At 71.5% G+C, this 21418-nt stretch carries 21 protein-coding genes; 13 read left to right on the top strand and 8 right to left on the bottom strand.

Annotation, left to right across the window (positions count from 1 at the left end):
• Nucleotides 1-41 precede the first annotated feature (41 nt).
• From rph to hemW, 3 genes are read left to right on the top strand one after another with little or no spacing between them, the layout of a single operon-like run.
• Nucleotides 42-755: a ribonuclease PH gene (gene rph / locus ACTJK8_RS16540; RefSeq protein WP_012319894.1), complete on the top strand. Its 714-nt coding sequence runs from the start codon at nucleotides 42-44 to the stop codon at nucleotides 753-755.
• Nucleotides 752-1381: an RdgB/HAM1 family non-canonical purine NTP pyrophosphatase gene (gene rdgB / locus ACTJK8_RS16545; protein WP_012319893.1), complete on the top strand. Its 630-nt coding sequence runs from the start codon at nucleotides 752-754 to the stop codon at nucleotides 1379-1381. The genes rph and rdgB overlap by 4 nt, the downstream gene beginning before the upstream one ends.
• Before the next feature lie 39 nt (nucleotides 1382-1420).
• A complete protein-coding gene (gene hemW, locus ACTJK8_RS16550) occupies nucleotides 1421-2596 on the top strand; it encodes a radical SAM family heme chaperone HemW (protein WP_058621180.1) in 1176 nt (391 codons plus the stop codon).
• Here hemW and ACTJK8_RS16555 read toward each other — a convergent pair whose 3' ends face one another.
• Entirely contained in the window at nucleotides 2597-3862 is a 1266-nt protein-coding gene (locus tag ACTJK8_RS16555; protein ID WP_182178762.1) for a penicillin-binding protein activator, read from the bottom strand.
• A 134-nt stretch (nucleotides 3863-3996) separates the two neighbouring features.
• On the opposite strand from ACTJK8_RS16555, the gene rsmI reads away from it, so the two are divergent.
• Together rsmI and ACTJK8_RS16565 are read left to right on the top strand one after the other, a co-directional pair.
• On the top strand, nucleotides 3997-4968 hold the full coding sequence (gene rsmI / locus ACTJK8_RS16560; RefSeq protein ID WP_012319890.1) for a 16S rRNA (cytidine(1402)-2'-O)-methyltransferase: 972 nt from the start codon (nucleotides 3997-3999) through the stop codon (nucleotides 4966-4968).
• Nucleotides 4965-5354, top strand: a complete 390-nt coding sequence (locus ACTJK8_RS16565; protein WP_440762233.1) for a YraN family protein — start codon at nucleotides 4965-4967, stop codon at nucleotides 5352-5354. Before rsmI ends, ACTJK8_RS16565 begins: the two co-directional genes overlap by 4 nt.
• Nucleotides 5355-5392: 38 nt before the next feature.
• Here the strand turns inward: ACTJK8_RS16565 and ACTJK8_RS16570 are convergent, their stop codons facing one another.
• From ACTJK8_RS16570 to ACTJK8_RS16580, 3 genes are all read right to left on the bottom strand, one after another.
• Nucleotides 5393-5782, bottom strand: a complete 390-nt coding sequence (locus ACTJK8_RS16570) for a response regulator (RefSeq protein ID WP_012319888.1) — start codon at nucleotides 5780-5782, stop codon at nucleotides 5393-5395.
• A 270-nt stretch (nucleotides 5783-6052) separates the two neighbouring features.
• Nucleotides 6053-7156, bottom strand: a complete 1104-nt coding sequence (locus ACTJK8_RS16575; RefSeq protein WP_440762234.1) for a L,D-transpeptidase family protein — start codon at nucleotides 7154-7156, stop codon at nucleotides 6053-6055.
• A 76-nt stretch (nucleotides 7157-7232) separates the two neighbouring features.
• Nucleotides 7233-8228, bottom strand: a complete 996-nt coding sequence (locus ACTJK8_RS16580; protein ID WP_440762235.1) for an extensin family protein — start codon at nucleotides 8226-8228, stop codon at nucleotides 7233-7235.
• A gap of 182 nt (nucleotides 8229-8410) precedes the next feature.
• Here ACTJK8_RS16580 and ACTJK8_RS16585 point away from each other — a divergent pair, with 182 nt between their 5' ends.
• Both ACTJK8_RS16585 and ACTJK8_RS16590 read left to right on the top strand, forming a co-directional pair.
• A complete protein-coding gene (locus tag ACTJK8_RS16585) occupies nucleotides 8411-10480 on the top strand; it encodes a M3 family metallopeptidase (protein WP_029357541.1) in 2070 nt (689 codons plus the stop codon).
• A gap of 84 nt (nucleotides 10481-10564) precedes the next feature.
• A complete protein-coding gene (locus ACTJK8_RS16590) occupies nucleotides 10565-11458 on the top strand; it encodes a hypothetical protein (protein WP_440762236.1) in 894 nt (297 codons plus the stop codon).
• Nucleotides 11459-11483: 25 nt separating this feature from the next.
• On the opposite strand, the gene ACTJK8_RS16595 is transcribed toward ACTJK8_RS16590, so the two are convergent.
• Both ACTJK8_RS16595 and ACTJK8_RS16600 read right to left on the bottom strand, forming a co-directional pair.
• The gene (locus ACTJK8_RS16595; protein ID WP_012319883.1) at nucleotides 11484-11702 is read right to left on the bottom strand and encodes a hypothetical protein; all 219 of its coding nucleotides are present in this window, start codon (nucleotides 11700-11702) and stop codon (nucleotides 11484-11486) included.
• A 175-nt stretch (nucleotides 11703-11877) separates the two neighbouring features.
• Nucleotides 11878-12270, bottom strand: a complete 393-nt coding sequence (locus tag ACTJK8_RS16600) for a DUF2267 domain-containing protein (RefSeq protein WP_440762237.1) — start codon at nucleotides 12268-12270, stop codon at nucleotides 11878-11880.
• Between the two features lie 275 nt (nucleotides 12271-12545).
• On the opposite strand from ACTJK8_RS16600, the gene ACTJK8_RS16605 reads away from it, so the two are divergent.
• The 6 genes from ACTJK8_RS16605 (at nucleotide 12546) to ACTJK8_RS16630 (ending at nucleotide 19924) form a co-directional block, all read left to right on the top strand.
• Nucleotides 12546-13289 (top strand): (Fe-S)-binding protein, encoded by a 744-nt coding sequence (locus ACTJK8_RS16605; protein ID WP_063110873.1) that lies wholly within the window; start codon nucleotides 12546-12548, stop codon nucleotides 13287-13289.
• Nucleotides 13286-14857 (top strand): lactate utilization protein B, encoded by a 1572-nt coding sequence (locus tag ACTJK8_RS16610; RefSeq protein WP_024829627.1) that lies wholly within the window; start codon nucleotides 13286-13288, stop codon nucleotides 14855-14857. The genes ACTJK8_RS16605 and ACTJK8_RS16610 overlap by 4 nt, the downstream gene beginning before the upstream one ends.
• Nucleotides 14854-15459 (top strand): LutC/YkgG family protein, encoded by a 606-nt coding sequence (locus ACTJK8_RS16615; protein WP_024829628.1) that lies wholly within the window; start codon nucleotides 14854-14856, stop codon nucleotides 15457-15459. Before ACTJK8_RS16610 ends, ACTJK8_RS16615 begins: the two co-directional genes overlap by 4 nt.
• Nucleotides 15460-15708: 249 nt before the next feature.
• Entirely contained in the window at nucleotides 15709-16569 is an 861-nt protein-coding gene (locus ACTJK8_RS16620) for a transglutaminase-like domain-containing protein (protein ID WP_012319878.1), read from the top strand.
• 735 nt (nucleotides 16570-17304) lie between these two features.
• Complete coding sequence (gene ilvD, locus ACTJK8_RS16625; protein WP_012319877.1) at nucleotides 17305-19035, top strand: dihydroxy-acid dehydratase; 1731 nt, start codon at nucleotides 17305-17307, stop codon at nucleotides 19033-19035.
• Complete coding sequence (locus ACTJK8_RS16630) at nucleotides 19022-19924, top strand: tetratricopeptide repeat protein (protein ID WP_024829629.1); 903 nt, start codon at nucleotides 19022-19024, stop codon at nucleotides 19922-19924. The genes ilvD and ACTJK8_RS16630 overlap by 14 nt, the downstream gene beginning before the upstream one ends.
• A 7-nt stretch (nucleotides 19925-19931) precedes the next feature.
• Here ACTJK8_RS16630 and ACTJK8_RS16635 read toward each other — a convergent pair whose 3' ends face one another.
• Nucleotides 19932-20555 (bottom strand): glutathione S-transferase family protein, encoded by a 624-nt coding sequence (locus tag ACTJK8_RS16635; protein ID WP_012319875.1) that lies wholly within the window; start codon nucleotides 20553-20555, stop codon nucleotides 19932-19934.
• Nucleotides 20556-20578: 23 nt separating this feature from the next.
• Nucleotides 20579-21373 (bottom strand): exodeoxyribonuclease III, encoded by a 795-nt coding sequence (gene xth / locus ACTJK8_RS16640; protein ID WP_012319874.1) that lies wholly within the window; start codon nucleotides 21371-21373, stop codon nucleotides 20579-20581.
• Nucleotides 21374-21418: the final 45 nt, after the last annotated feature.

A 21418-nucleotide genomic window follows, 5' to 3' on the forward strand; every position in this document is an offset into this window, starting at 1 on the left:
AAGAGCGCGGCCCTCGACACTCTCGACAGAAGGGGCCCGCGATGCGGCCTTCCAAGCGTGCCGCCGACGAGTTGCGGCCCGTGAGCCTGGAGCGCGCGGTCTCGCGCTACGCCGAGGGCTCGTGCCTCGTCAGTTTCGGCAACACCCGGGTGCTCTGCACCGCGTCCCTGGAAGAGCGCGCGCCGCCGTGGCTGCGCGGTTCCGGCAAGGGCTGGGTCACGGCCGAGTACGCCATGCTCCCGCGTGCGACGCACGAACGCACCCGCCGCGAGGTCGGTTCCGGGAAACCGTCGGGCCGGACCCAGGAGATCCAGCGGCTGATCGGCCGGTCGCTGCGCGCCGTCACCAACCTGCCGGCCATGGGCGAGCGCCAGATCACGATCGACTGCGACGTGATCCAGGCCGACGGCGGCACCCGGACGGCCGCGATCACGGGCGCCTGGGTGGCGCTGCACGATTGCTTCGCCTGGATGCGGACGCGCTCGATCATCTCCGTCGATCCGCTGCGCGACCACGTCGCCGCCGTCTCGTGCGGCCTGTACAAGGGCACGCCGGTTCTCGACCTCGACTACGCCGAGGATTCGGCCGCCGAGACCGACGCCAACTTCGTGCTCACGGGCCGGGGCGGCATCGTCGAGGTGCAGGGCACCGCCGAGATGGAGCCCTTCACGCAGGAACAGCTCCTCGAACTCCTCGGCCTCGCCCGCGCCGGCACGGAGCGGCTGGTCGCCCTGCAGAAGGAGGCCATCGCGTGAGCCGCCGTCTGACCGGGAAGGTGGTGATCGCCACGCACAATGCCGGCAAACTCACCGAGATGCGCGAGCTGCTCGCGCCGTTCGGAATCGAGGCGGTGTCGGCGGGCGAACTCGGCCTGCCCGAGCCCGACGAGACCGGCACCCTGTTCGCCGAGAACGCGGCCATCAAGGCGCAAGCTGCGGCCGAGGCCACCGGACTGCCGGCCTTCGCCGACGATTCCGGCCTGTGCGTCGACGCCCTCGACGGGGCGCCGGGCATCTTCTCGGCCCGCTGGGCCGGCCCGACCAAGGACTTCGCCGGCGCGATGGCGCGGATCTTCGCCGAACTCGACCGGCGCGGCGCGGCCGACCGCCGGGCGCACTTCGTGTCCGCCCTGGTGCTGGCCTGGCCGGACGGACACACCGAGCTGTTCGAGGGACGGGTGTTCGGCGACCTCGTCGCCGCGAAGGGCTCCGCGGGCTTCGGCTACGACCCGATCTTCCGGCCGGACGGCCACGACCGCACCTTCGGCGAGATGACCGCCGAGGAGAAGCACGGCGTCGACTGGCAGAAGGGGCGGGGCCTGTCCCACCGCGCCCGCGCCTTCGTCGAGCTGAGCCGCGCCTGCCTCGCGCCCGGCGCCTGATTTGCCAAACGGGGCGCGGGCGCTCACATCCCCGCCATCATGTCATCGACCGGCCCGGACCATCCGACCCGCGACGCGGGCTTCGGGATCTACCTGCACTGGCCCTTCTGCGCCGCGAAGTGCCCGTACTGCGACTTCAACAGCCACGTCCGCCGCGCGGGCGTGGACGAGCCCCGCTTCCTCGCCGCCTTCCGCGCTGAGATCGCCCACAATGCCGCCCGCACGCCGGGCCGCACCGTCACCAGCATCTTCCTCGGCGGCGGCACGCCCTCGCTGATGCAGCCCGCGACCGTGGCCGGCCTGCTCGACGCGGTCGCGGCCCACTGGGCGGTCGCGCCGGACGCGGAAGTGACCCTCGAGGCCAACCCGTCGAGTGTCGAGGCCGGCCGCTTCCACGGCTACCGCGCGGCCGGGGTCAACCGTGTGTCGCTCGGCATCCAGGCCCTCGACGATGCCTCGCTGCGGACCCTGGGGCGCCTGCACGACACGGCACAGGCCCTGGACGCGATCGCCCTGGCGCAGTCGGCCTTCGCGCGGACCTCCTTCGACCTGATCTACGCGCGGCCCGGCCAGACGCCGGCGCTGTGGCGGGCGGAGCTCGCCGAGGCGCTCGCGCGGGCCGCGGAGCACCTCTCGCTCTACCAGCTCACCATCGAGCCCGGGACACCGTTCCACGGGCTCGCCGCCGCCGGCAAGCTGGTGACGCCGGACGACGAGGTCGGCCGCGCCCTCTACGACGTCACCCAGGATCTCTGCGCGAAGGCCGGCCTTCCGGCGTACGAGATCTCGAACCACGCGCGGCCCGGCGCCGAATCGCGGCACAACCTGCTCTACTGGCGCTACGGCGAGTATGCCGGCATCGGTCCGGGCGCCCACGGGCGGCTCGTGACGCCCGGGGGCCGGCTCGGAACCGTTACGGAGCGATCGCCCGAGGCGTGGCTCGCCCGGGTCGAGGCCGAGGGCCACGGGATCGTCGAGACCGAGATCCTCACCGCAGCCGATCAGGCCGACGAGTTCCTGGTGATGGGCCTGCGCCTGCGCGAGGGGATCGATCCCGACACCTACGCGGCCCTCAAGGGACGGCCGCTGAACGGCAACCGGATCGGCATGCTGATCGGGGACGGCCTGCTGGAGCGGCTGCCCGGCGGCCGCATCGCCGCCACGGCGCGCGGCGCGCCGGTGCTGAACGCGCTGGTCGCCGAACTCGCCGCCTGATCAGATCGCGGGCTTCGCGAGGACCCGGGGCGCGGGGCTGACGGGCGTCGCGGCGTTGTTGCGGATCTCGTAGACCGCGAGGGACCGGTCGCTCTGACCGTCCGGCCGGAACCGGAACGTCCCGTCGACGCCGGCGAAGCCCAGGCTGTTGGTCAGGGTGGCCTCGGCGAAGCGCTGCGAGCCGTACCGCCGCGACAGGGCCGCCGCGAGGAGCACCGCGTCGTAGGCGAGGGAGGCCACCCGGGGCGGGACGGCGCCGAACCGCGCCTGGTAGCGCGCGCTGAAATTCGAGAAGCCGACGCGGTCCGGCGAGGCGAAGCGGCCGCCCTGCAGGGCGGGCAGCGCGAAGAGCGACGGCTCGTTCCAGAGGGCAGTGCCGAGGGGGCGCACCCGGGCCGGCGAGAAGCCCGCCTTCGTCAGCGCGGCCGCCACGGTCGGCATCGCGTCGGCGGTCTCCGGGATGAACAGCGCGTCGGCGGTGGCGCCGGGCCCGGCGATCACCCGCGCGAGCCGCTCCACCGCCGGGACGGGCGCGCCCGCCGGGTAGCGCTCGACGGCGGCGACCCGCGCGCCCTTCCGGGCGACGACCTCCCGGAACTCCGCCTCGACCGCGTTGCCGTAGGCCGTCTCCGGGATCAGCGCCGCGAAGGACCGCTTCCCGCCGGCGACCGCGTCCTCGATGACGCGGTCCACCTCCGGCTGCGGCAGGAAGCTCAGCAGGTAGACGCCCGGGTTCGCCACGGTCGCGTCCGTGGAGAAGCCGATCACCGGCTTGCCGGCGGTCCTGGCGACGGCGGCGGCGGCCTGGACGCTGCCGGCAAAGAGCGGGCCGAGGACGATCTCGGCGCCCTGGCGCAGCGCTTCCTGGGTCGCCTCCCGGGCGCCGTCCGGACTGCCCCGGTCGTCCTCGACGAGGAGCGTCAGGTCGGGCTGCTGGGCCTCGTCGTAGGCGAGCTGCGCCGCGTCGCGCATGGCGGCACCCACCGTCGAACCCTGGCCGGTCAGCGGCAGCACCAGGGCCACCTTCACCGAACCCGCGCCGATGCGCCCGCCGCCGCCAGCGGCCGGCATCGGCGCCGGCGTGGGCGCGGGGCCCGGCGCGCCCGGCACGGCGGCCGGCGGGGTCAGCTCGGCCTGCGGCCCGGTCGCGCGCCGGGCGAGGTCGCTGCCGATGCAGCCACCGAGCGACAGCAGGACGGCGCAGAGCGCGGCGGTCGGGGCGGTGACACGCACGAGACGGTCCCGCGCGCTTGTCGGGCGCGCCATGGCGCGTACTCCTTCGGGCAGGCTCCGCAGCCTGACCGGCACGATCCCAAATGTAAACGCGGCGGCCCGGACTTGCCCCCGGTCGCGCGGCCCCGCCGCGACGAGAGGCGGCGGGTGTGGCAAGATCGCCGGCGATGACCCGCAGATTCGACGACCCGGGGCCCGCCGCCTCGACCCGAGCTCCGTCACAGAAGCTCGCCCCCGACCGGCCGCGCAGCACGACCTTCACGGCCTTCGGGCTCGCGAGCGAGACAGAGCCCCTGTCCCCGGGCCTGCACATCGTGGCGACCCCGATCGGGAACCTGCGCGACATCACCATCCGGGCGCTGGCCACCCTGGCGGCGGCCGACGCGGTCCTGGCCGAGGACACCCGCGTCACCCGGAACCTGCTGGCGCATTACGGGATCACGACGCCGCTCCTGGCCTATCACGAGCATTCCAACGACGCGGTGCGCGAGCGGATGGTGGCGCGGCTGCGCGCCGGCGAGGCCCTGGCGCTGGTCTCGGATGCCGGGACCCCGCTCGTCTCGGATCCCGGCTACAAGCTGGTCCAGGCCGCCATCGAGGCCGGGATCGCCATCACGCCCGTCCCGGGGCCATCCGCGGTGATGACGGCGCTGGTCGCGGCGGGCCTGCCGACCGATCGCTTCTTCTTCGAGGGCTTCCTGCCGCAGAAGGCCGGAGCGCGGCGCAACCGCCTCGAGGCGCTGCTCCAGGTTCCCGGCACGCTGGTCCTGTTCGAGTCGCCGCATCGCCTGCCCGACATGCTGGCGGACGCCGCCGCGGTGCTCGGTTCGGAGCGGCCCGCCGCCGTGACCCGCGAGCTGACCAAGCTCTACGAAACCATCCGGCGCGATACGCTGGGCAGCCTGAGCGCGCGCTTCGCCCAGGAAGGACCGCCGAAGGGGGAGATCGTGGTGATCATCGGTGCGGCGACGGCGCCGGAGCGGACCGCGGATACGGACGCCGCCCTCGACGCCCTGATCCTGGCGGCCCTGGAGCGGCACTCGATCAAGGATGCCGCCAGCCTCGTGTCCGACGAGACCGGGCAGCCGCGGCGCCTCGTCTACGCGCGCGCGCTGGCGCTGGCGCGGGACCCGGGATGACCGGGGCTCTGCCGGACGGGGCCGGCCGGCGCCGCGCCGCCTATCGGTTCGGCCACCGGGCCGAGTGGTTGGCGCTCGCCGCGCTGATGCTGAAAGGCTACTGGCCGATCGGGCGGCGCGTCAGCGTCGCGGGCGGCGAGATCGATCTCGTCGTCCGGCGCTGGAACACCGTCGTCTTCGTGGAGGTGAAGGCGCGGGCGAAGCGCGACGATGCCCGGGAGGCGATCGACGGCGCCAAGCGGCGGCGATTCTCCCGCGCGGTCCGGGCCTGGATCGGTCGCAATGCTTGGTGCGCCGGAGCGACGTTCCGGGCCGACGCCGTGTTCGTCGGGCATCGGGCCTGGCCCGCCCATGTCGAGCGGGTCTTCACGATCGAGGGGCTCTGACGCGGGGACCTCAGCCTGCCTGCGCGAACGCCCCGCTCTCAGTCGCGGGCCGCGCGGATCGCCCCGATCAGGGTGCGCTTCAGGTCGGCCTGGCTGAACGGCTTCTGGACCACGGGCCTGTCGCGGAACGGCTCGCGGATGCCGGCGCCGCCGTAGCCGGTCGAGAAGACCAGCGGCAGATCGCGCTTGGCGATGGCCTCGGCCACCGGGTAGATCGGCTCGCCCGCCACGTTCACGTCGAGAATGGCGACCTCGAACGCCTCCTGCGACGCCATCTCGAGCGCCGAGGAGAGACGCGCGGCCGGCCCGACCACGGCACAGCCGAAATCGAGGAGCATGTCCTCCAGCAGCATCGAGATCGCGGCCTCGTCCTCGACGACGAGAACACGGACGCCGTTGAGGACGTCGTCGTTGGGGTCAGCAATCACGCCGGGCCGTCTTCCCTTCGAATGCCCCCGTCGCCGGGGATCTTGCCATGCGGTTGGTCAGGCCTTGCGCACCGCGTGAGCAGCGTCCGGAAGGGTGAACGCGGCCCGAGGGTCAGCCCGCGAGACAACCTGAGGCGTCGCCCGTAATGCGCAATGTGTCAAGCGTTCCTGGCCCGTTCCGACACCCAGACCGGGCGGTATGTTAACCGATGATACATTTTTGTGCTGACGGCGCCGCGAGGGCGGCCCGGGGCCGCGCCGCGCATCACCTCAGTCGTCCTTGAAGCTGACCTTGGCACCTCGTGTCACATGCGCGGCGAGGTCGCGGGCATTCCAGTTCGTCAGGCGGATGCAGCCGTGAGACTCGGTCTTCCCGACCTTCTCGGGCTCAGGCGTCCCGTGGATCCCGTAGCTCGGAATCGCCAGATCGATCCAGACCAGGCCGACCGGATTGTTGGGCCCCGACTGGATGGTGAACTTGTGCTGCGCTTTCACGCCCTTGAAAGCGTATTTCGGGTTGTAGGTGTAGTCGGGGTCGAACGCGACGCCCTTCACCTTGGTCTCGCCGCTCGGTGCCGGCTTCTCGGAACTGCCGATCGACGCGGGATAGTAGGCCAGGAGCTTTCCGTCGGCGCCGAACGCGCGAACGTCGCGGCTCGTCTTGTCCACCTCGATGCGCTCGACCTTCGGCTCCTGCGGCAGATCCTTGGCCTTCGGCTTGTCCGTCCCCATCGGCTCGACCGCCGCCACCGCGATGGTGGTGCCGGCCTTGTCGAGGGGCTTGCCGGGATTGAGCGCGCTGACGAGGTCGCGGCTCATGTGGAACCGCTCGGCCAGCATCTCGCGGGGGTTGGTGTAGCCCAGCGTCTTGAGCTCGGCCTGCTCCTCCATCTTGGGCGGGATCCGCTCGACATAGGGGCCCGCGGCGTCGCTCTCGGTGAGCGTGTAGTCCGTGACCGCGGGCTTATCGCTGGTCGCCTGGAGCTTGTCCCAGATCTCGGGCGTCAGATCCTCGCTGGCGGGCAATCCCTGAGCCACCGCGAAGGCCGAGAGGGCGTGCCGGTAGTTGTCGCCTTTCCGACCGTCGATCGCGCCGGGATAGAAATGCGCGCGATCGAGCAGCACCTGGGCTTTGACGATCAGCGGATCGGCCTTCTCATCGGACGACTTGGCCCGACGCTTCTTCGCGTCCGGCTTCGAGCCCTCGGTCTTCCCGGCGCCCGTCTGTGACAGGGTCGCGGCGTTCACCGCCTCGGCGGTCAGCGCCGGCGGCTCGGCCTTCTGGCCTTTCCCGGTCCGCGCCGTCGCGCCGTGCGCGGCCAGACAACTCGCCAGCAGTGCCGCGCTGACCGACAGCCAAGGTTTCGGGATCATCGTCGTCGTCATTCCGGGGAGCGGAGGCGCTCCCGAGCCGAGAAATGCCGGATCTGCGGGAACGTTCCACGCGGCTCTACTGGCACAAGCGGTGACCGGCGTTGCGCTCGCGCTCGTCGAGATGGAAATGATTGGCGTGGGCGGCGTTCGATCCCGGGCCGAGGACGGTGCGGAAGAAGCCGCACGCCTTGGCGCGCACCGCGCCGAGGAACTGTGCCTCTTCGGAACCGTCCGACATCGCCTTCACGGGGATATTCGCGCGTCCCGCGAAGGCGAAGCCCATGATGTCGGCGGCGTTGGCGAAGGCGTGCTCGCTGAGCTTGGCGTCGACGTCGTGGTTCTGCCCGCGGCAGACATAGGAGCCGCCGAGCTCGAGCGCGGTCACCGGATGCTTCAGCGTCCGCTCGGCCTCGACCTGAACCTCGGTGACCCAGCGCGCCAGCGCCTCGGCGGTCCGGCAAGTCAGCGTGGCGCCCTGCGGCAGGGCCACGCCGTCGGCGAACTTCGTCACCTTGAGCGGCAGCGGCGCGGTGCACTGGCCTTCTGAGATCGGCGGCAGCGGCTCGAAGTCGACGCCGAGGCGCTTGAGGCGCGTCCGGCAGGCGCTGTCGTCCGGCGGCGTCACCTTGAGGGCCAGGGCGGCCGCGCCCGACAGCTCCGGCGGCCGCTCGGGCGGTGCCGGCGGCGGTGACGGGATCTCCGGCCTGGCGGCCTCTCTGGCGGCGTCCTTGCCGGCGTCCTTCCCGGCGTCCTTCCCGGTTTCCTGAGCGGCGTCCGAGGGCTTCTCGCGGCCGGTCTCCCTCGACGGCTCCCGGACCGGTTCCTTGCTCGGCTCAGCCACGGCCGGTTTCAGCTCCGGCGGCCGCGCGGGCGGCGTCGGCGGCGCCGGATCGGCGACGGGCGGCTTCAGCGCCTCGGGACGCTCCGGCGGCAGGGGCGGGGGCGTCGGCACGGTGGCCGCCGGCGCCTCGATGGCGCGGGCCGGCGATACCGGGAAGGCGAGCCCCGCGGCGAGGGCACCGCCCGCGAGAACCAGCGCGGGTCGGAGGGTCGATAGGCTGCGTCCCGGCATGGGGCCTCGAAGCGTGGGCATTGGCCTCTACAACGAGCGAGACGTCATTCGGATCGCCCGGACCCGGTTGACGGCCGCGCCGATCGGACCACTGTCTTCCAGATCGCGCCGGCACACCCCATGTCGGCGCACCGGCGGCGCAGACGAACGCGCTGTCGCGTGGACGTAGATTTGAGGACTGCATGTCGGACGCAGCTGATGCCGGGCTCCCGAGCCTGCCGCAGGACAATCCCTTCCGCGAAGCGCAGTGGAGCACCCCGCACGGCCTGCCGCCGTTCGAGCGGATCCGGCCGGAGCACTACGGACCCGCGTTCGAGGCCGCGCTCGCCGCGCACGATTCCGAGATCCGCGCCATCGCCGGCCAGACCGCGCCGGCCACCTTCGCCAACACCGTCGCGGCGATGGAGCGGGCCGGCCTCGCCCTCGAGCGCGTCGCCGGCGTGTTCTACAATCTGACCGGCAGCCACACCAACCCGGAGTTGCAAGCCATCGAGCGGGAGATCGGGCCCAAACTCGCCCGGCACGGGAGCGCCATCTACCTCAACCCCGAGCTCTGGGCCCGGATCTCGGCGATCGACGCCGGGGGGCTCGGTGCGGAGGAGCGGCGGGTCCTCGACCGGTACCGGATCCGCTTCCGCCGGTCGGGGGCGGATCTCGGGCCCGAGGACAAGGCCCGCATCGCCGAGATCGCGGCGCGCATGTCGGAGCTCGGGACGACGTTCAGTCAGAACCTCCTGGCCGACGAGAGCAGCTTCATCCTGCCACTGCAGGGCGAGGAGGACCTGGCCGGCCTGCCGCCGTTCCTGCGGGCCGCGACCGAGAGCGCCGCGAGGGAGCGCGGCCTGGACGGGCACGTCGTCACCCTGTCCCGCTCGCTGATCGAGCCGTTCCTGGTCTGCTCGACGCGGCGCGACCTGCGCGAGCGCGCCTACGCGGCCTGGACCCGGCGCGGCGAGAACGGCGGCGCGACCGATAACCGCGCGATCATCGCGGAGATCATCCGGCTGCGCGCCGAGCGCGCGCGGCTCCTCGGCTTCGAGAGCTTCGCGCATTTCGCCCTCGACGACACGATGGCGGCGAGCCCGGACGCGGCGACCGGGCTGCTGCGGGACGTGTGGACGCCGGCCCGCGCGCGGGCGGCGGAGGAGCGTGATCGCCTCCAGGCCACGATCCAGGCGGAGGGCCACAACTTCGCCCTGCAGGCGCACGATTGGCGGCACTACGCCGAGAAGGTGCGGCGCGCCGAGCACGACCTCGACGAGAGCGAGATCAAGGCGTACCTGCCCCTCGAGCGGATGATCCAGGCGGCGTTCGACACGGCCGCCCGGCTGTTTGGCCTGACCTTCACGGAACTCTCCGACGTGCCGCGCTACCATCCCGATGTCCGGGTCTGGCGGGTCGGCAATCCCGACGGGTCCGAGGTCGGCCTGTTCCTGGGGGACTATTTCGCCCGCGCCTCGAAGCGGTCCGGCGCCTGGATGAGCGCCTTCCGCTCGCAGGAGCGCCTCAACGGGCCGATCACGCCGATCATCGTCAACGTCATGAACTTCGCCAAGGCGCCCGACGGCGAGGCGACGCTGCTGTCGTTCGACGACGCCCGCACCCTGTTCCACGAGTTCGGCCACGCCCTGCACGGGCTGCTCTCGGACGTGACCTACCCGCTCCTGTCCGGGACGGCGGTGTCGCGCGACTTCGTCGAGCTGCCCTCGCAGCTCTACGAGCACTGGCTCGAGCAACCGGAGGTCCTGCGCGCCCACGCGCGCCACCATCGCACGGGCGAGCCCATGCCCGACGCCCTGCTCAGGAAGCTGCTCGCCGCGCGGACCTTCAATCAGGGCTTCGCCACGGTGGAGTACACCGCCTCGGCGATCGTCGACATGACGCTGCACCTCTCGGCGGAGGGCGAGGGCGGTCTCGACGTGCCCGCCTTCGAGGCCGAGGCCCTGCGGCGGATCAGCATGCCGGCCGAGATCAGCATGCGGCACCGCACGCCGCACTTCGCCCACATCTTCTCGGGGGACGGCTACGCCGCCGGATACTACAGCTACCTCTGGTCGGAAGTGCTGGACGCGGACGCCTTCGACGCGTTCCGCGAGGCCGGCGACATCTTCGATCCGGAGACGGCGAAGCGGCTGCGTACCTTCGTGTACGGGGCCGGCAACCTGCGCGATCCGCGCGAGGCCTACACGGCCTTCCGCGGGCGGATGCCGAGCATCGAGCCGCTGCTGAAGAAGCGCGGGCTGGCGGCCTGAGCCGTCAGACCGCGGTAAGGGTTTCGTAAACAAACGTCCTTAACGAACGCTTGCAGCGCGAGGCCGCGTGCGGAGTTCGGGGCGATGACGAAGATCGAAGCCAAGCAGGCCGGGTCCCCGGGGGTCTCTCCGGCCGACCTGCTCAGGGCCGCGGTGACCGGCAAGACCGAGGCCGCGGCAGCCGCGAACGAGACCGCGGCCTCGCCCGCCGCCGCGAGATTCACGATGGCGTCGCTGTCGCGCCTCGATCCGAAACGGTTCGCGGTCCCGGGCGCGACCCTGGCGATCGGTGTCCTCCTGGGCGGGGGCGTGATGGCGCTCTCCCGCCCGGCCTCCGTCCGGCCCGACGCGCTCGCGGCCCTGGAGACGACGCTCGATGCCGGCCGCACCGAGACCGTGCGCCTCGCCGCCGACATCGCGCAGCTCCACACCGTCCTCGCCGACCTGCGCGCCTCGACCGACGGCGCGCGGAAGGAGGCGGCGAGCCGGAGCACCGCCCTCGGCGAGCGCCTGGCGCAGGTCGACAAGAGCCTGAACGGCAAGATCTCGGCCCTCGGCGAGCGGCTCGAGCAGGTCGAGCGCGACCACAACACCCGCCTCAGCGGCCTCGCCGCGCAGCTCGACCGCCGCGCCGCCGCGACGCCGGCCGCCGCGAAGACGGAGCCGACCCAGACCGGGAGCATCGGGGAGCCCGCCCGCGCCGTCGAGGCGAAGCCCGAGGTCAAGGTCGCGGACGCCAAGGTGAGCGAGCCCAAGCCGAAGCCGGCCGCGTCCGACAAGCCGCCGGTGATCGAGGGCTGGGCCCTCCGCGACGTCTACGAGGGCACCGCGATCTTGGAGAACCGTCGGCGCCGCCTCGTCGAGGTCGCCCCCGGCGACGTCATCCCCGGCGTCGGCCGCGTCGAGGGCGTCGAGCGCCACGGACGGGAATGGGTGGTGGTGACCCGGCAGGGCCTCGTCACCGCGCAGGCCTGGTAGGCGTCGGCGCGACGGGCCGAGCCTCTCAGCGGCCCGTGAACCCGGTCGGCGCCAGCTCGCCGGGCGCGATCGGGAAGCGCGGCTCGATCGTCATCGGGTCGGCCAGGGCCGCCGCGCGCTCCGCCCGCCTGCGACCGTGCCTCAGGGCCCGGGTCTGCGCCGCGCGGGTCGGGTGCAGAATGGCAGCGAGCAGGGACTGCCCTTCGAACTCGCTGTCCAGGTTCTTGGCTTCGAAGACGGGCATGGCCGGCCTGCTTGAGTGCGGTACCGGACACTGCCAGAGGCGTCGATCCGGGCCACATCCCCAATAACGGGGATCGCGTGGACAGGTTCCGTCAAGCTTTCGCCTCGAAACCTCTTTTTTACTCTTCGTCCAGGCGTCACCCGAATGCAGTGCGGCCGCGCACACCGATCCGCGGTCAGACGAACTGGTTCAGCCCGGGGATGGAGCCGATGATCGGGCCCATCGCGTCCTCGCCGACCTTCTCGCGGCCGAAGGCGAACAGCTCCTGGCCGAGGGGCTGCATCTGACCCATCGGCACGCCGGCGGCCATCAGCTTCTGGCCGAGCGCCATGACGCCGCCGCCGCCCATCATGCCGCCGAGCATGCCCATCAGGCCGCCGCCGCCGCTCTCGCCGGCGTTCGACTCGGCGATCAGCGCCTCGGAACCCGGCAGGGCCGCCAGCAGCTGGCCGACCTCGGCGGCAGGACTTTCCTTCTGCAGGAAGGCCAGGATGTGCCCGATGGCGGTCTGAGCGGTCGCGGCGTCGAGCCCGGTGCGGGTGGTGACGCGGGCGAGCAGTTCTTCCATGGTGATGATCTCTTCGGAACGCTTCCAGACGTCCTTCGACTCTGGGGCGTCGGAAATCAAGCGCGCGGCATCGCTCCCCGGGAAAACTCCCCGGCTTCGCGCGGGCGATCGCGCGCGGGCCGAGGCCGGGCGCGGGGAGGCAGCGGCGACCGGTTACAGCGGGCACGGTGCCGCAGTGAGCGATCTCGCCAAGGATCGCCCCATCCGGTAGACCCTGGGCCAGTCTTGAACCGTTCCAGGCCACCGGGCCGGGTTAGTCAGGGAGTTGCCAGACCATGCGGGTCGGCCTGTTCGTGCCGTGCTACGTCGACGCCTTCGAGCCCGAGGTCGGGATCGCCACCCTCGAGCTCCTCGAGCGCCTGGGCTGCACGGTCGAGTATCCGTTCGACCAGACCTGCTGCGGGCAGCCGATGACCAATACCGGCTGCCACGCCGAGGCCGCCGCGACCGAGGCGCTGTTCGTCAAGAACTTCTCCGGCTTCGACTACGTCGTCGCCCCGTCGGGCTCCTGCGTCCACCAGGTACGGGAGCACCTGACGGCGATCCCCCAGACCGACGAGGTCCGCCACGTCCGCGCCAGCACCTACGAGCTCGTGGAGTTCCTGCACGACGTGCTGAAGGTCGAGGACCTGCCCTGGGCGAACTTCCCGCACAAGGTCGCCTATCACACCAACTGCAACGCCCTGCGCGGCATCCATCACGCGCGGCCGACCGAGCTGGTGAAGCCCGACTTCTCGAAGCCCCTCGACCTGCTGCGCCTCGTGAAGGGCGTCGAGCTCGTCGATCTCGCCCGGCCGGACGAGTGCTGCGGCTTCGGCGGCACCTTCTCGGTGTTCGAGCCGGCCGTCTCGGCCAAGATGGGCTACGACAAGGTCGCGGATCAGAACCGGGCCGGGGCGGACTACGTCGTGTCGGCCGATTCCTCCTGCCTGATGCACCAGAAGGGCTGCGCCGAGCGTCTGGGATTGCCGCTCAAGTACATTCACATCGCGCAGGTGCTGAACGGAGCCGCCGCATGAGCGTCGAGGACCTCAACCCGCGCGAGCGCGAAGGCGTCATCCACCCGGAGGTGCGGGCCGGCCACGACGAGAGCGAGCGGGCGCCGGACGGCCGGCGTCTCCAGCACGCGGAGGCCGCCTCGAAGCCGATCCGCGCGCCGCAGACCCGGGAGCCGCAGCCGCGCGGCGCGAAGATCCGGGGCGATCGCCCGATCAACCAGTCCGAGGCCGCCGAGCGTTTCCTCGCGGCGCCGCTGCACCAGGCGGCCCACGACGAGCGCCTGTGGGACCTGCGCAAGAAGCGCGACGCCTCCGCGCACGGGATCCCGGAATGGGAGGAGCTGCGCGAGCTCGCCTCGCAGATCAAGACCCACACGCTGAGCCATCTCGACCGGTATCTCGAGCAGTTCGAGGCGGCCGCGAAGGCCAACGGCGTCCACGTGCACTGGGCGAAGGACGGCGCCGATCACAATCGGATCGTGCTGGAGATCCTGCGGAGCCACGGCGCCAGGACGCTGGTGAAGTCGAAGTCGATGCTCACCGAGGAGTGCGGCTTCCGCCACCACATGGCGGCCAACGGCATCGAGGTCATCGAGACGGATCTCGGCGAGCGGATCCAGCAGCTCGACAACGAGGAGCCGAGCCACGTCGTGGCGCCGGCCGTCCACAAGACGCGGATGGACGTGGCCGAGGTTTTCGCCAAGACGCTCGGCACCGATCCGGACAACGACGACGCGCACTACCTCGCCGAGAGCCAGCGCGAGACCACGCGGCCCTACATCCTCAAGGCCGATGCCGGCATGACGGGATGCAATTTCGCGATCGCCGAGACGGGCACGGTCGTGACCTGCACCAACGAGGGCAATGCCGACCTCTCCGGCAACGTGCCGCCGCTGCAGATCCACTCCATCGGCATCGAGAAGATCATCCCGAAGGTCGAGCATCTCGGCGTGTTCATCCGCCTGCTGTCGCGCTCGGCACTGGGCTCGCCGATCACCCAGTACACCTCGCACTTCCGCGCGCCCCGCGCGGGCACCGAGATGCACATGGTGCTGGTCGACAACGGCCGATCCGAGCGCCTCGGCATGGAGGAGTTCTGGACCTCCTTGAAATGCATCCGCTGCGGCGCCTGCATGAACACCTGCCCGGTCTACAGGCGGTCCGGCGGGCTCTCCTACGGGGCGACCTATTCGGGGCCGATCGGGCTGATCATCGATCCGACCTTCAACAAGCGGAAATACTCGACGCTGCCGTTCTCCTCGACGATGAACGGCTCCTGCACCAACGTCTGCCCGGTGAAGATCAACATCCACGAACAGATCTTCGCGTGGCGGAAGGTGCTGGTCGAGGAGCACCAGATCCCGGCGCTCAAGCAGGGCATGATGAAGGCCGCGGGCGCCGTGCTCTCGCGCCCGGCCGCCTATCGGGCGGCGATCGGCGCGGCGGATTCCGCGCTGAAGGTCCTGCCGCGCTTCGCGGTCTACAACCCGCTCAACACCTGGGGGAAGAAGCGCGAGATGCCCGACGCGCCGCGCCAGACCTTCCACGCCTGGTACAAGCAGAACCGCATGAAGGACACCGGTCGATGAGCGCCCGCGACGCGATCCTCGACGGCATCCGCAGGAACCGGCCGGCCGGCGACTTCCCGCTGCCGGAGGTGCCGCTGTTCACGCCGCTCGTCGGCGACGACCTCGTGGCGGAGTTCGGCGAGCGGCTGAAGCGCATGGGCGGACGCGTGGCCGAGCCCGGTGCCGGCGACGTGTTCGCGGGCGTGCGCGAGCGCCTCGACGCCGCCAAGGTCGTCGCCTCCGCGGTCCCCGAGCTGACCGGAAACCGCGATCTGCGGGGCGTGCGCGCGCCCCAGGAGGTCGAGGACGTCGACGTGGCGGTGGTCCGGGCGGTGTTCGGCATCGCCGAGACCGGCTCGGTGCTGTTCACCCAGGATCAGTTGATCGTCAACGCGGTCGGCTACCTCGCGCAGCACCTCGTCGTGCTGCTCGATCCGGCCGACATCGTGCCGAACGTGCAGGCGGCCTACCGCCGGCCGGAATTCGGCCGCTCGGCCTACGCGGTGCTGCATACCGGCCCGTCGGCGACCGCCGACATCGAGGGGGTCCTGATCCACGGCGCGCAGGGCGTCCGCTCGCTGACGGTGCTGCTGCTCCCGAGGGATGCCGCCGAGCGCGGCTGAGACCGGCTCCGTCGCCGCGGCCGTCCTCGCGAGCGGAGCGAAGCAATCCAGGGATGCGCCACGGCCGGCGATGTCGCGCTGCCCTGGGTCGCTTCGCTGCGCTCGCGATGACGGCGGCGCCGCCCGCCCGACGCGGCACCTGTGTCTTGCCCGCATCGCCCCGATCGAACGGCCATCGAGCCGGAACCGACGATCGGGCGCGCCCCTTGCTTGGACGACGGACGGGCCGTCATCCGGCAAGGAGATCCGATGCGCTACACCCTCGGTTGCAGCCTGTCCTACAACATCCTCTCGGATACCACCTTCATCTTCAATCTCGAGGTGGCGAAGCTGAAGAGCGTCGAGATCCTGAGCGAGAGCCTGGTCCTGACGCCGAACCTCAAGCGCGATCTCTACACGACCCCTGACCTCCAGAACCGCTATCTGGCGGTCAACGTGCCGACCGGTCAGTTCGCGCTGGAGTACAACGCCGAGGTCGACCTCACGGTGCATCGGGCCGACCCGGCGACCATCAACGAGACGCCCATCGGACAACTGCCTCTCGACATCCTGCCGTTCCTGCTCCCGAGCCGGTTCGTCTCCTCGGACCGGCTGACGCCCTTCGCGCTGGCCGAATTCGGCGCTCTGCCCAAGGGCCACGCGCGCGTGAACCAGATCTGCAACTGGATCCACGACCACATCGCCTACCAGCCCGGCACCAGCGACGGCGAGACGACCGCGGACGAGTCCCTGCTCAAGCGCGCCGGCGTCTGCCGCGACTTCGCGCATATCGGCGCCGCCTTCTGCCGGGCGCTCGGTATCCCGGCCCGGTTCGTGAGCTGCTACGCCCATGGCCTCGTCCCGAGCGACTTCCACGCCGTGTTCGAGGCCTATCTGGACGGGCGCTGGTGGCTGTTCGACGCCACCCGACAGGCCGACCTCGACGGGCTGGTGCGGATCGGCGTCGGGCGCGACGCCGCGGAGATCGCCTTCTCGACACCCTTCGGCAACATGCAGCCGGTCAATCAGCAGGTGCGGATCCAGCGGACGGATGGGCAGGGCAGCCCGATGCCGCGCACGGTGGACGCCATCTCGACCGAGATCCCCGCGCCCCACGCTGGAGCGGCCTGAGCGCAGGTCCGGCAGCGATCACGGCGTCGTGTGATCCTGTGATCCCGGACGCGCGGCGACGGACGGGTTGACCGTGCCGGTCGCCGCATGCCGCGTGCGGGCCAGCGGGAGCCGTCAGATCGGCGGCGGAGAGCGGCGCCGGCGCCGCTCGGTCTGGCCGGCCGCACCTCACGAACGGGCGCGGATCCCGCCGCTCCGCGGGCCCGGCGGCCTCGCGAGCCTCAAGCAACGGCGGGCGCCGGCCTCGTCGCGCCTGGATCGCGGCAGGTCGCTCGACGCGTGCGCCGGCGTATTGTCGGCGCCATCCCCGCGGACGGATAGTGATGCCGCGACTTTCCGGGCGCCGTATTGCCGCGTTTCCTGGGGATCGCGCCCGGGAGATCCTCGGCCTGCCTGAAGACAAGTTGCGCATCGTCGGAGCGCCCCATTCGCGCCCGGCCATTGTCCTTCATCTTGTCGCCGCCGGCGAATTCGCCGCAAGCGTGGCTGTGGCGGGGTCGCAACACCGTAAAACGATCCCCGCTCCGCCCCGAGACCTGCCCGTAAACGCCGCGATCCCGCCATAGTCCGGGCCCACCTCAACATCCGCGGTAAACGGCAATCTCGACAACGATTTACCGTTCGGAAACGAGGACTTCCCGAGCACGCGGACGGATTTCCCGGCGCTTCGCGAACGGCGACGCGCCGCGGTTCAACGCACCCTCGGGATCGGCTGCGAAGGCTTGGTCTGAAGTCATGGTGACGCGTTTGAACGACAAGTCGAAGCTGCCGAGCCGCCACGTCACGGAGGGGCCCGACCGCGCCCCGCACCGCTCCTACCTCTACGCCATGGGCCTGACCCGCGAGCAGATCCACCAGCCGCTGGTGGGTGTCGCCTCGTGCTGGAACGAGGCCGCGCCCTGCAACATCTCGCTGATGCGCCAGGCGCAGGCGGTGAAGAAGGGCGTCGCCGCCGCCAACGGGACGCCGCGCGAGTTCTGCACGATCACCGTCACCGACGGCATCGCCATGGGCCACGGCGGCATGCGCGCGTCGCTGCCGTCGCGGGAGGTTATCGCCGACTCGGTCGAGCTGACCATGCGCGGCCACGCCTACGACGCCCTCGTGGGTCTGGCGGGCTGCGACAAGTCGCTGCCCGGCATGATGATGGCGATGGTCCGCCTGAACGTGCCCTCGATCTTCATCTACGGCGGCTCGATCCTGCCGGGCTCGTTCCGTGGCAAGCCCGTGACCGTTCAGGACCTGTTCGAGGCGGTCGGCAAGGTGGCCGTCGGCGACATGAGCCTCGAGGATCTCGACGAGCTGGAGCAGGTCGCCTGCCCGTCGGCCGGCGCCTGCGGCGCGCAGTTCACCGCCAACACCATGGCGACCGTCTCCGAGGCGATCGGCCTGGCGCTGCCGTACTCGGCCGGCGCCCCGGCCCCCTACGAGATCCGCGACAAGTTCTGCGCGACCGCCGGCGAGAAGGTGATGGAGCTTCTGGAGAAGCGCATCCGCCCGCGCGACATCGTCACCCGCAAGGCCCTGGAGAACGCCGCCACGGTGGTGGCGGCCTCGGGCGGCTCGACCAACGCGGCGCTGCACCTGCCGGCGATCGCGCACGAGTGCGGCATCGAGTTCACGCTGTTCGACGTGGCCGAGATCTTCCGGCGCACGCCCTACATCGCCGACCTGAAGCCCGGCGGGCGCTATGTCGCCAAGGACATGTTCGAGGTCGGCGGCATCCCGCTGCTGATGAAGACGCTCCTCGACCACGGCTTCATGCACGGCGACTGCATGACGGTCACCGGCCGCACCATCGCGGAGAACATGGACCGGGTGACCTGGAACCCGGACCAGGACGTGGTCTACCCGGCCAACCGCCCGATCACCCCGACCGGCGGCGTCGTCGGCCTCAAGGGCAACCTCGCCCCCGAGGGCGCGATCGTGAAGGTCGCCGGCATCCCGGCCGAGAAGCAGGTCTTCACCGGCCCGGCCCGCGTGTTCGACGGCGAGGAGGCCTGCTTCGCGGCCGTGCAGGCGCGCAGCTACAAGGAAGGCGACGTCCTCGTGATCCGCTACGAGGGTCCGCGGGGCGGCCCCGGCATGCGCGAGATGCTGTCGACCACCGCGGCCCTCTACGGCCAGGGCATGGGCGACAAGGTCGCGCTGATCACCGACGGGCGCTTCTCGGGCGCGACCCGGGGCTTCTGCGTCGGCCATGTCGGCCCCGAGGCCGCCGTGGGCGGCCCGATAGGGCTGCTCCGCGACGGCGACGTGATCACCCTCGACGCGATCCAGGGCACGCTCAGCGTCGCCCTGTCCGACGCGGAACTGGCCGAGCGGCGCAAGGCCTGGACCGCGCGGCCCAACACCGCGACCTCCGGCTACCTCTGGAAATACGCGCAGGGCGTCGGCCCGGCCCTGTACGGCGCCGTCACCCATCCGGGAGGTGCCAAGGAGACGCAGAGCTATGCGGACGTCTAGGACTGACCTCAGCCGGCGCCGGGCGCCGGCCGGGGCCGATCCCGGTCGGTTCCGGTGCGTCGGCGGGCTCGCGGTCGCGGCCTGGGCGCTCGCCCTGCTCGCGCTGCCGGTCGCGCCGTCGCGCGCCCTCGACGCCAATGTCCGCACGCCCGTGCAGGTCCCGGTCGCCGACAAGAGCTACCGCTCGGCCAAGGACGCGCTCCGGGCCGGCATGCGGGAGTACAATGCCGGCGACAAGCAGGGTGCCGCCCGCGCCCTCGAGTACGCGGCCGGCCAGGGCCACGCCCTGGCGCTGTGGAAGCTCGGCCGGATGTACGCCGACGGCGACGGCGTCCCGCACGACGACCTGAAGGCGTTCGAGTTCTTCTCGCGGATCGCCGATGCCAGCACCGACGACGGGCCCGATCCGCAGAACTCGGCGGTCCTGGGCAGCGCCTTCACGGCGCTGGGCACCTACTTCCTGGAGGGAATCAAGGGCACCTACGTGCGCCCCAATCCCGAGCGCGCCTACGACATGTTCAACTACGCGGCGTCCTACTACGGGGACCCCAACGCGCAGTACAATCTCGCCCGGCTCTACCTCGACGGCACCGGCGTCGAGGCCGACCCGCGGCAGGCCGCGCGCTGGTTCAACCTCGCCGCCGAGAAGGGCCACCATCCGGCGCAGGCGCTGCTCGGCGACATGCTGGTCAACGGCCTGGGCGGCATCCCGATCCAGCGGGTGCGGGGCCTGATGTGGCTCTCCCTCGCCCGGGAAGGCGCCGAGAGCCGCAAGGACGACTGGATCGTCGCGCTCTACGAGAAGAACTGGGCGGCCGCCAGCGAGGACGACCGCGCCGAGGCGCAGACGCAGCTCCAGACCGTGGGCTCGATCCGCAAGCGGCGCTGAGCCGCCCTCAGCTCTTCGCCGCGGCGATCGCCGCGGTGAAGGACGGCCGCTCGAGCGTCGCCGCGACCCAGTCGGCGAGCTTCGGCCAGCGGGCGCCGTCGACCGCGACCTTGGCCAGCCGCAGGTTGTGGAACGGCGCCGCCACGGCGATGTCGGCGATGCCGAACCGGCCGCCGACGAGGTAGGGCCCGCCGATCTGCGATTCGAGGTAGTCGAACAGCGGCGGCAGCGCCGTGTCGACGGTCCGCTGCGCCAGCGCCTCGTCGCCCTCGACCTTGAACAGGCGCGGCTTCAGGAAGCGCTCGACGAACGGCACGAGCACCTGGCGGGTCAGCTCGCACTCGCCGAACTTGTCGAACCAGCGGGCGCGGGCGGCGTCCCGCGCGTCCTCGGGGATCAGCGCGGGCGCCGGATGCTGCCGCTCGAGATAGTCGAGGATCGCGCTCGAATCGGCGAGGCGATACCCGGCATCCTCCATCGCGGGGATCTTCCCCATCGGGCTCGCGGCCCGGAAGTCCGGATCCGGCGCGTGGAAGCCGACCGGGCGATGCTCGAACGCGACGTCCTTCTCGTAGAGCGCCACGAGCACCTTGCGCACGTAGGGCGACACGCTGCTGCCGTAGATGATCATCGTCGTTTCCCCCGATCGCGGCTCTACCCGGCCGCCAGCTCCGCCGTGACCGGAACATGGTCCGACGGCTTGTCGAGCCCGCGCAAGTGCTTCTGGACCGAGGCCGAGACCAGGCGGTCGCCGGCCTGGGGCGAGAGCAGCAGGTGGTCGATGCGGATGCCGGCGTTCCGCTGCCAGCACCCGGCCTGATAATCCCAGAAGGTGTAGAGCCCGTCGCGCGGATCGCAGGCGCGCAGGGCGTCGGTGTAGCCCTCGGCGAGGATCGCCCGGAACGCCGCCCGGGTCGTCCCGAGGAACAGGGCGTCCGAGCGCCACGCCTCCGGATCGGCCGCGTCGGCCGCCTCCGGGATGACGTTGTAGTCGCCCGCCAGCACCACCGCGATCTCGTCCTCCAGCAGCGCCCGGGCGTGGAGCCGCAGCCGCTCCAGGAAGGCGAGCTTGTACGGGTATTTCGGGCTGTCCACCGGGTTGCCGTTCGGCAGGTAGATCGACGCCACGCGCACCGGGCGCGTGTCCGCGCCGGAGATCAGCGCCTCGATGTAGCGGGCCTGCGCGTCGTCCGCGTCGCCCGGGAGCCCGCGCCGGATCTTCGACATGGCCAGCGGCGCCCGGACCAGCAGGGCCACACCGTTATAAGCCTTCTGCCCCAGCGTCTCGACCGCGTAGCCCGCCGCCTCGATGTCGGCCCGCGGGAAGGACTCGTCCTGGCACTTGAGCTCCTGCAGGCAGACCACGTCGGGCCGCGCCTCCTCCAGGAAGCCGAGCAGGTGCGGGAGCCGCTGCTTGATCGAGTTGACGTTCCAGGTGGTGATCCGCATCGCCTCGCTTCCGGTCGCCGCCCGGCCGTCATCCGCGCTTCGCGC

It is taken from the genome of Methylobacterium sp. 22177 (genome assembly GCF_052045615.1).
GTDB lineage: Bacteria > Pseudomonadota > Alphaproteobacteria > Rhizobiales > Beijerinckiaceae > Methylobacterium > Methylobacterium radiotolerans.

Coding starts and splice junctions, on each gene's coding strand:
- hemW (WP_058621180.1), top strand. CDS start 1,421: ATGTCATCGACCGGCCCGGACCATCCGACCCGCGACGCGGGCTTCGGG.
- rsmI (WP_012319890.1), top strand. CDS start 3,997: ATGACCCGCAGATTCGACGACCCGGGGCCCGCCGCCTCGACCCGAGCT.
- ACTJK8_RS16555 (WP_182178762.1), bottom strand. CDS start 3,862: ATGGCGCGCCCGACAAGCGCGCGGGACCGTCTCGTGCGTGTCACCGCC.
- ACTJK8_RS16565 (WP_440762233.1), top strand. CDS start 4,965: ATGACCGGGGCTCTGCCGGACGGGGCCGGCCGGCGCCGCGCCGCCTAT.
- ACTJK8_RS16590 (WP_440762236.1), top strand. CDS start 10,565: ATGACGAAGATCGAAGCCAAGCAGGCCGGGTCCCCGGGGGTCTCTCCG.
- ACTJK8_RS16575 (WP_440762234.1), bottom strand. CDS start 7,156: ATGATCCCGAAACCTTGGCTGTCGGTCAGCGCGGCACTGCTGGCGAGT.
- ACTJK8_RS16585 (WP_029357541.1), top strand. CDS start 8,411: ATGTCGGACGCAGCTGATGCCGGGCTCCCGAGCCTGCCGCAGGACAAT.
- ACTJK8_RS16630 (WP_024829629.1), top strand. CDS start 19,022: ATGCGGACGTCTAGGACTGACCTCAGCCGGCGCCGGGCGCCGGCCGGG.
- ACTJK8_RS16600 (WP_440762237.1), bottom strand. CDS start 12,270: ATGGAAGAACTGCTCGCCCGCGTCACCACCCGCACCGGGCTCGACGCC.
- ACTJK8_RS16605 (WP_063110873.1), top strand. CDS start 12,546: ATGCGGGTCGGCCTGTTCGTGCCGTGCTACGTCGACGCCTTCGAGCCC.
- ACTJK8_RS16580 (WP_440762235.1), bottom strand. CDS start 8,228: ATGCCGGGACGCAGCCTATCGACCCTCCGACCCGCGCTGGTTCTCGCG.
- xth (WP_012319874.1), bottom strand. CDS start 21,373: ATGCGGATCACCACCTGGAACGTCAACTCGATCAAGCAGCGGCTCCCG.
- ACTJK8_RS16610 (WP_024829627.1), top strand. CDS start 13,286: ATGAGCGTCGAGGACCTCAACCCGCGCGAGCGCGAAGGCGTCATCCAC.
- ACTJK8_RS16620 (WP_012319878.1), top strand. CDS start 15,709: ATGCGCTACACCCTCGGTTGCAGCCTGTCCTACAACATCCTCTCGGAT.
- ACTJK8_RS16595 (WP_012319883.1), bottom strand. CDS start 11,702: ATGCCCGTCTTCGAAGCCAAGAACCTGGACAGCGAGTTCGAAGGGCAG.
- ACTJK8_RS16615 (WP_024829628.1), top strand. CDS start 14,854: ATGAGCGCCCGCGACGCGATCCTCGACGGCATCCGCAGGAACCGGCCG.
- rph (WP_012319894.1), top strand. CDS start 42: ATGCGGCCTTCCAAGCGTGCCGCCGACGAGTTGCGGCCCGTGAGCCTG.
- ACTJK8_RS16635 (WP_012319875.1), bottom strand. CDS start 20,555: ATGATCATCTACGGCAGCAGCGTGTCGCCCTACGTGCGCAAGGTGCTC.
- ilvD (WP_012319877.1), top strand. CDS start 17,305: ATGGTGACGCGTTTGAACGACAAGTCGAAGCTGCCGAGCCGCCACGTC.